This window comes from Pontibacter sp. BAB1700, assembly GCF_000277005.1.
In the GTDB taxonomy this organism is placed as follows: Bacteria; Bacteroidota; Bacteroidia; order Cytophagales; family Hymenobacteraceae; genus Pontibacter; species Pontibacter lucknowensis.
Window position 1 is genome coordinate 1 of the sequence record NZ_AKIS01000240.1, and the last position, 5,375, is coordinate 5,375.

7 protein-coding genes are annotated in these 5,375 nt (G+C 46.9%); 1 reads left to right on the forward strand and 6 read right to left on the reverse strand.

Going from position 1 to position 5,375, the window contains the following annotated elements:
* On the reverse strand, window positions 1-652 hold a 652-nt coding region (locus O71_RS20790; RefSeq protein WP_155801053.1), incomplete at its 3' end, for a hypothetical protein.
* A 527-nt stretch (window positions 653-1,179) separates the two neighbouring features.
* On the opposite strand from O71_RS20790, the gene O71_RS20795 reads away from it, so the two are divergent.
* Window positions 1,180-2,049: a DUF2911 domain-containing protein gene (locus O71_RS20795; RefSeq protein WP_155801054.1), complete on the forward strand. Its 870-nt coding sequence runs from the start codon at window positions 1,180-1,182 to the stop codon at window positions 2,047-2,049.
* Window positions 2,050-2,113: 64 nt separating this feature from the next.
* Here the strand turns inward: O71_RS20795 and O71_RS23595 are convergent, their stop codons facing one another.
* Genes O71_RS23595 through O71_RS27660 form a run of 5 tightly spaced genes read right to left on the reverse strand, consistent with a single transcriptional unit; the run spans window position 2,114 to window position 5,363 of the window.
* On the reverse strand, window positions 2,114-3,502 hold the full coding sequence (locus tag O71_RS23595; RefSeq protein ID WP_051017841.1) for a TonB-dependent receptor: 1,389 nt from the start codon (window positions 3,500-3,502) through the stop codon (window positions 2,114-2,116).
* The gene (locus tag O71_RS23600) at window positions 3,466-4,359 is read right to left on the reverse strand and encodes a TonB-dependent receptor plug domain-containing protein (RefSeq protein ID WP_051017842.1); all 894 of its coding nucleotides are present in this window, start codon (window positions 4,357-4,359) and stop codon (window positions 3,466-3,468) included. Before O71_RS23600 ends, O71_RS23595 begins: the two co-directional genes overlap by 37 nt.
* Window positions 4,248-4,541, reverse strand: a complete 294-nt coding sequence (locus O71_RS27655; protein WP_081490559.1) for a carboxypeptidase-like regulatory domain-containing protein — start codon at window positions 4,539-4,541, stop codon at window positions 4,248-4,250. Before O71_RS27655 ends, O71_RS23600 begins: the two co-directional genes overlap by 112 nt.
* Window positions 4,542-4,562: 21 nt before the next feature.
* Window positions 4,563-5,216: a ribulose-phosphate 3-epimerase gene (gene rpe, locus O71_RS20805; RefSeq protein WP_007661151.1), complete on the reverse strand. Its 654-nt coding sequence runs from the start codon at window positions 5,214-5,216 to the stop codon at window positions 4,563-4,565.
* A 51-nt stretch (window positions 5,217-5,267) separates the two neighbouring features.
* Window positions 5,268-5,363, reverse strand: a complete 96-nt coding sequence (locus O71_RS27660) for a T9SS type A sorting domain-containing protein (RefSeq protein ID WP_369751008.1) — start codon at window positions 5,361-5,363, stop codon at window positions 5,268-5,270.
* Between the last annotated feature and the right edge of the window lie 12 nt (window positions 5,364-5,375).

Genomic DNA, 5,375 nt, shown 5'->3' on the forward strand with positions numbered 1-5,375 from the left:
TAGCTACATAATTTCCTGTTATTGTATTAGCACCGTTATTTGGTAATTTGTATGTGTTTGTTGGACCCGTTTGAGTATTTGAACCAGTTGTAATAGTTGTACTTCTATATAAAACCCCTCCAACTATTATATCAGGAAAAGTATAGCTAATATTATCATCTTTCGGAACAACTACCGAATTTGGCGTAGCCGGAGGTGTGAAATCCGGTGTAGACTTAGATTCTCCACCATTTATTTGATAGGTAACTTTTAAAGATGTTTGCGTAGGTAAACCAGTAGCTGCAAAGGTCACATTGGCGTCTGTAAAATATGTGTATGCTATAGTACCGCTTTGTTGGCCTTCCACTTTAACTGTGAATTTCACTCCTAAGTGGCGGTCTTCAATTGGGTATTCAATTTGCCAAGTACCATCTGGGCTGACTTTTGTATCGTGATAGCCATGGTGATGGTCATGCGCAGGATCTTCCTCTAGATGTATGTCTACCAAGCTATCCTGTGTCCAGCCAAAACCTGATATAATAGCTACTTCTCCCGGAGCATAATCATCCTTATCAGAAACAACCGTAGGATTATAACTATCAAAGGCATTAACACCCGCAAAGGAAAGCGAAGCAATGAGCGTGACCACATACAGTAGCTTCCACTTCGCCATGTGATTTAGTAAAGTTTTACCATTCATAAATTTTTAATAAAGGGTTTAGGGTTAAGAGCTTTTCAATCATCTCACCTTCCAGACTTAAGGTGCAAGTGGTAGTAAATCAATGGTGTACATTCAGGTATGGGCATAAAAAAAGAACATAGCTTTCCTGATTGATGCATAGCAACACTACAGAAGACATGTTCTTTAGAAATAACACCCAAGCTTATATAATTTAAAATAATTAATAGCTTTATACAAAAATACACCACAAAGGTTATTACTCTTCAAATATTTTTTTTAAGTTATTTTTATTGAATACAAAATTTTATATATGTTACAGCCTCTGTTAGGAGCGCTTCTATGCAATTAATTACTCAAACTGCATGTATAGGCCATGTTATTGTAAAAACAACTTTCAAAACCAGTGCTATTTTTATTTAAATTTGTATCAGAATTTTGATATATATTTTTTTGAGTTCTGGCATAGTTTTTTCAGTATTTGCCTATACTACCAAAGACGCATCACACGTATAATGATCATGAAGAAGTACCTGCTTAGCTTATTGACACTGGCCTTTTGCTTTGCGCTCAGTCAGCAGCACGCCGCTGCACAGATTAAACTGCCACAGGCCAGCCCTGAAGCAATGGTGAAACAAACCATCGGGCTAACAGAAATAAAAGTACGCTATCATGCACCTGGTGTTAAAGGGCGCCAGATCTTCGGGTCACTCGTACCGTATGGCACGCTGTGGAGGGCTGGTGCTAACGAGGCTACTTTGATTACATTTGAAGATGATCTTTTCTTGAACCACGAGCGTGTGCCGGCTGGTACCTACTCTTTCTTTATTTTGCCAGAAAATGAAACGGAGTGGAATATTGTCCTGAACAAAGACACGACCCTGTGGGGTCTCGAAGGGTATAGTGAACTGAACGATGTGGCTTACCTGCGTGTGACACCGAAGAAGGTACCTTTCCATGAAACGCTACAATTTTCATTCAGTGATATCAGCACCAACAAAGGTACGCTAAACCTGGCCTGGGAAAACTCGCAGGTGTCGATCAACATTGAAACAGAAATCGAGAAAAAGGCTCTGGCTAACATCAACAAGGCCATCAAGGCAGCTGCTCCGGACGACTGGTATACTTGGGCGCAGGCAGCCGATTACCTGACCTCACGCAAAGACCAGCATGAAAAGGCTTTACAATACATCAACAAGTCTATCGCTATCAAAGAGAATTTCTATAATAACTGGGTGAAGGCCAGGCTCTATGCACTCAATAGAGAATACCAGGTAGCAGCTAATTTGAGTGCAAAGGCGATGCAGCTGGGACCAAAGGAACCGGAATCGTACCAGACCTATGCCCGTGAAATTGAATCGGCTTATAATGAGTGGAAGAAACGGAGGTAGTAAAAAATCACAATTCACAAGCGGGGCTTCAGTTATATAACTGAAGCCCCGCTCCTTTTTATACCTAAAAGCGGGCGATAAAACGTAAGTTAACTCGTCGGCCTGTCAGAAAGTTCGGAATAGCATAGGTCAGGTTATTTACATCGGTTACATAGCTGTAGGAAATGCGATTCTGGGCATCGATGATATTGAGCACTTCCAGACCGATCCAGAGGCTTTCCAGCGACACTTTCTTGCGATCCGTCAGGTCGTCTCCTAAGGCGATCAGCTTCGAAAAACCAATATCTACTCTTTTATAAGATTTGCCGGAGAAGGCATTGCGAAACTCTGGACGGTTAGGCGGCCCGAATGGCAAACCACTGCCATACACGGCATTCAGATACATCCGGATGGTCGGGTTATCGGGCAAATGATCCTGAAAAAACACACCGATGTTCACTAACTGGTCGGTTGGACGCCGAATATACCCCCGGTCTCTGCTTCCGATTATCTCGCCTGAACTGCTGTATACCAGGCTGGAGTCCCCCTGCACATTTTCCCTTGTCTGCATCAGTCCTAAGCTCAGCCAGGACTCCGCTCCTTTTATAAACTCCCCATTCACCCGCACATCCAAACCGGCTGCATAGGCTTTCGCATTGTTCTGTCCGTAGTAGCGCAGTCGCACGTTATCCAGATCGTAAGGCACCACATTGGTCATGTGCTTGTAATAGGCCTCCGTGGTCAGTTTGAAATCACGGTCCCAGGCTTTGAAAAGGTAGTCGCTACCAATGACAGCATGAAGGGAGCGCTGCGCCTTTAGATTCGGGTTTAGCTCTCCCTGAAAGTTGCGTAACTCTCTATAGAAAGGAGGCTGATAATAAAGCCCCACGGCAGCTTTGAAGGAGAGGTCAGGGTTTCGGCGGGTAATAAACGAGTACTGCACCCGCGGCGTGATGGTCAATTCATTGTTATAGCTCCAGTAACTGGCCCGGAGGCCATAGGTGATCGTTTTGAGGGAATCCAGTTCATAGGTATGCTGCACATAGCCATTGTAACGCTGGGTATGTAGGTCAAGCTCCGAATTAAGGGTGTAAGCCATCGACACAAAGTCTGAAGAATCAACAAAGCCGTATTCAGACAAACGATCGTTGATGCGCTCCAGGCTGGCTTTTGCACCGGCAAGGACGGTGCTGCGCGAGCTCAGGCGCCAGGTATTACGGCTCTCTGCTGCCAGTACCATGGCTTTCAAAGCGTTGCGGGCATGATCAAACTGACTGCCTATGCCCCGGTCACGCAGGCACTCGCCCATGTCGTTACGCCCTAAGGTGTTGACGTCGCAGAGGCGGTAGGCGGCCTCTATATCACGAAACTCACGCTCCAGTGAGTGTACGCCTGACACGATAAACTCAGTCAGCAGATTATCGGATACCTGATGGCTCAGGTTAGCCCCCACCTGATAGGTATCATACTCCATGTTCTCCTGCCATCGTAGGCTACTAAAAGCCGAAGCGGTGCCTGGCGGGTTCCGAAGGTGGTGGTTCGAGTTTCAGGCTCTACACGGAAATTGTTGCGGGCATAGCTGCCGAGCAGCCCTAGTGTCGTGCGCTCAGGTTCTTTGCCCAGATCGAAACTGATGTATACCTGCCCGTCTGTGAATACCGGACGGTACTGACCATCCACCTGAAGCCCCTGCAACATGTACTGGCTGTTCTTGTGGCGCAGGCCCATTAGATAGGATACACGTTTGTTCTTCGAGGCTTCCTCCAGATGAATCGCGCCACCGGTCAAACTGCCGGTAACAGAACCGGCAAACGAGGTTGGCCGCTTGTACTGGATATTAAGAACTGATGAGAGTTTGTCGCCATACTTGGGCTGCCACCCTCCAGAAGAAAACTCAACATTAGCCACTAGATCCGGATTGACAAAACTCAAGCCCTCTTGCTGCGCCGCTGAAATCAGAAAAGGGCGGTAGATTTCAATACCGTTGACATACACTAGGTTTTCGTCATAATTTCCGCCGCGCACGGAGTAGGTAGAGGACAGTTCGTTGTTGCTGGTAACACCTGGCAGTGTGGCCAGTATCATGTTGAAATCACCAAAAGCGGATGGGAGGGTTTTAGTGAGCGTTGGATCGAGGCGGGTCACGCTGACCTGTTCCCGGGTATCATCTTCACGTTTGCCCCGCACGTCAACCTGCCGCAACTGCTGCGGGTCGGCCTCTAAGACAAAGTCGAGTACCAGCTCCTGCCCTGCTTGCAATTGCACGGTCCGCTCCTGCTGCTTATACCCAAGGTAGCGCACCACAAGCACCAGCTCTTCTGCAGCAGACACCTCAGGCTATACCTGCCTTGTGCATCCGTTTGAACGCCAAGAGTACGGCCCTGCACCCCTACCGTCGCCATTTCAAGTGGCTGGCGACTGGAGTCCAGAACCGTACCCTTCACTGTTCCCTGCTGTGCAAAGGCACCTGCTGGCAGCAGCATCAAGAGCCATACCGCAAGATATCGGTGCATAGAGGGTGCTTTGATTATAAATTAAGCCTGGTTTTTCAGATTGCCAATGGTCTGAATAGGATCAGCAGAGTTGAACACAAAGCTACCGGCCACCAGCGCATCAGCGCCTTTTTCAAGCAGCAAAGGTGCATTCTGCTGGTTTACACCACCGTCAATCTCAATAAGTGCATTTGAGTTACGGGCAATGATCAGGTTTTTCAGCGCTTCAATCTTACGGAAGGTGTTTTCGATGAACTTCTGTCCGCCAAAACCCGGGTTCACTGACATCACACAAACCAAATCCACATCAGCAATTACATCGTCGAGCAGTTGTACGGAAGTATGCGGGTTAAGGGCTATACCTGCCTTAGCTCCTGTTGCCTTAATTTGCTGAATGGTACGGTGCAAGTGGTTACAAGCTTCCAGGTGCACAGATATGATCTCCGCTCCTGCCTCTCTGAACTGCTCGATGTAAAGCTCCGGCTCCACGATCATTAGGTGTACATCTAACGGCTTTTTGGCATGCCGCTGAATGGCCTGCAGCACAGGAAATCCGAAAGAAATGTTCGGCACAAAGCGGCCGTCCATGATGTCGATATGCAGCCAGTCAGCCTGGCTTTCGTTCAGCATTTCTACTTCAGACTGCAGGTTAGCAAAATCAGAAGCAAGTACAGAGGGGGCGATAATTGGTTTCATGAAGCAAATATAGAAATTAAGATAGAATCTGTTGTGTGAAAAACTTCGGCACTAGAGTTTGACAAAGCGCAGGGTAACGTTTTTGCTGTTGGAGCTTATCTGACAAAGGTATATGCCTTTTTTTAACCGAGACGGTCTGATGCTCAGCGTGTGTGTGGC